Consider the following 2,228-nt stretch of genomic DNA (forward strand, 5'->3'; position numbering starts at 1 on the left):
GGGCATTCTGTGCGGTCATGGGCCTGTCGCTGGCGTCCGTGTTCTTGGTGTTCACCGGGACCAGCATCGCGCGCACCTTCTTCATCGCCGCCACCATGTTCGGCGCGACCAGCCTTTACGGCTATACGACCAAACGCGACCTGACCCAGTTCTCGTCCTTCCTGATCATGGGCCTGATCGGCGTGGTGATTGCCAGCATCGTCAATATCTTCCTCGGCTCGACCGCACTCCAGTTCGCCATCTCGGTGATCGGCATCGCCGTCTTCATCGGTCTCACCGCCTGGGATACCCAGACGATCAAGGAGCAGTTTGCGGAAAACTTCGGTGCGGAATCGCAGCAGAAGCTCGCCGTCTTCGGTGCATTCTCACTCTATCTGAACTTCATCAACATCTTCCAGCTGCTGCTGAACTTCACTGGCGAGCGCGAATAGGCCCGTCAATCAACTGCATGTCGCGGCAGCGGTTTTGGAGCCGCGACATGCATAAAACAGGGACTTAGAGCGTCGCGAAAATCTCTTGGACGCGGGGCGCGCCTGGACAACCGGAGTAGCTTCTCATGGACAGGAACGACCAGCAGGCGATCGGGAATCTTTTCGAGAAACTTGCGAACGTCGAGCGACAGACGCCGCCGCGCGATGCCGAAGCGGAACGCTTCATCAACGATCAGATTGCCCGGCAGCCCGGCGCGCCATACTACATGGCGCAGACCATCGTCGTGCAAGAGCAGGCCCTGAACGCGGCACAGTCCCGCATCGAGGAACTGGAACAACAGGCACAGCAGTCTGCCGGCGGCGGATTGCTTGGCGGGCTCTTCGGCGGCGGCGCCAGGCGCTCGGGTTCGGTCCCGTGGGTCGGGCGCACCGCTGCCGCTGTGCCGCAGGAGCCGCTTTCGGGCAATGATCGGCAGAGGGCAGGCGGCGGGTTCCTCGCAGGAGCCGCACAGACTGTGATGGGCGTGGCTGGGGGTGTGCTTCTCGGCAACGCCATCGCAGGCATGTTTGGCGGAAGCGAAGCGCAGGCAACCGAGCCGGCGGCGTCACAGCCAGACGAAGCCGCTGCCGACCCGGCAGGCGACGCCGGCTCCGATGGCGGCGGCGACTTTGGCGATATCGAATTTTGACACGAATGGAAAGCGCGGAGGGCGGTCTGACCAGGAAATCGGCCTTCGCGGCAAGGGACAGTCACATCCCCTGCGACCAGAAATGTCGCATCAGGCGATGACGAGCCTTCCTGTCACTGACCGGATCGCCCGAGAAGCCGGGTTCAAACTTGCCGGACTATGGTGCCGATCACATTGACGAGAAGACGCGCGGCGGTCAGGGCCGACAGGCCGTCAATGTCGGCCGGAGGATAGAGCTCGACAAGGTCGAATCCTGCGATCCTGGCCCGCTTGCCGAGGCCGGCGATCAGATCGATCACCTGCGTGTAGGTGAGGCCGCCGGGCGTACGCGCCGCCACGCCCGGCATGATGCTGGGATCGAGGCCGTCGCAGTCGAGGGTGACGACGATCCGCGCTCCTTCCGGAATATGCCGGAGAGCAGCGTCGACGCCCTCGGCGTGAACTTCGCGGGCGGTTACGAAGCGGCTGCCGTAGTGCCGCGCGGCTTCGATTTCGCTAAGGCGTGCGCTGCCGACGCCACGGATGCCGACCTGCACGATGCCGGCGACATGCGGCATCTCGCTCGCCCGGCGCATCGGGTTCGAATAGCCGTAGCGCTCGCCATGCAACTCGCCGCGCCAGTCGATATGGGCGTCGATCTGCAGGATCCAGATCGGCCCGTGATCCGCAAAGCCGGCGAGGAAGGGAATGGGCACGGAATCGTCGCCACCGAGCAGGATCGGTACGGCCGGCAATGCCAGGATCTCGCGCGTCGTCGCCTCGATTCGGGCCCGGTTGCCGGCATTGTCATGCATGGTGGTCGGGATGTCGCCGGCGTCGATGCAGCAGACCGGCTTGCCGTCGAACAGCGGGCCGCCGAGATCGAAATCCCAGTGCTCGACGAGCTCGGCATCGCCCTGGCTCGCAGCGCGGATGGCGTCGGCGGCCAAGGCATAGCCGCTGCTGTCCTTGCCGGGATAGGTGCTGCCGTGACCGGCTCCGAAGATCACCGCACGGGGCATGCGACCATCGGCGAGGCGTTCGGGAAAGCCGAGAAAAGGAGGAGATGCGGTCATTTCGTGATGGTCAATGATGGTTAGCTGAATTTCCGTGTTGGGTGGTAGGATGG

At 63.9% G+C, this 2,228-nt stretch carries 3 protein-coding genes; 2 read left to right on the forward strand and 1 reads right to left on the reverse strand.

What is annotated here, in order from left to right:
* Together EOA85_RS33245 and EOA85_RS33250 are read left to right on the forward strand one after the other, a co-directional pair.
* The coding region (locus EOA85_RS33245) for a Bax inhibitor-1/YccA family protein (protein WP_164760060.1) at positions 1 to 431 on the forward strand (431 nt) is incomplete at its 5' end.
* 125 nt (positions 432 to 556) lie between these two features.
* Complete coding sequence (locus EOA85_RS33250; RefSeq protein ID WP_127212535.1) at positions 557 to 1,120, forward strand: DUF2076 domain-containing protein; 564 nt, start codon at positions 557 to 559, stop codon at positions 1,118 to 1,120.
* 143 nt (positions 1,121 to 1,263) lie between these two features.
* Here EOA85_RS33250 and EOA85_RS33255 read toward each other — a convergent pair whose 3' ends face one another.
* On the reverse strand, positions 1,264 to 2,175 hold the full coding sequence (locus EOA85_RS33255; protein WP_127212536.1) for an agmatinase: 912 nt from the start codon (positions 2,173 to 2,175) through the stop codon (positions 1,264 to 1,266).
* Between the last annotated feature and the right edge of the window lie 53 nt (positions 2,176 to 2,228).

The organism is Mesorhizobium sp. M5C.F.Ca.IN.020.29.1.1 (assembly GCF_003997375.1).
Lineage (GTDB): Bacteria > Pseudomonadota > Alphaproteobacteria > Rhizobiales > Rhizobiaceae > Mesorhizobium > Mesorhizobium wenxiniae.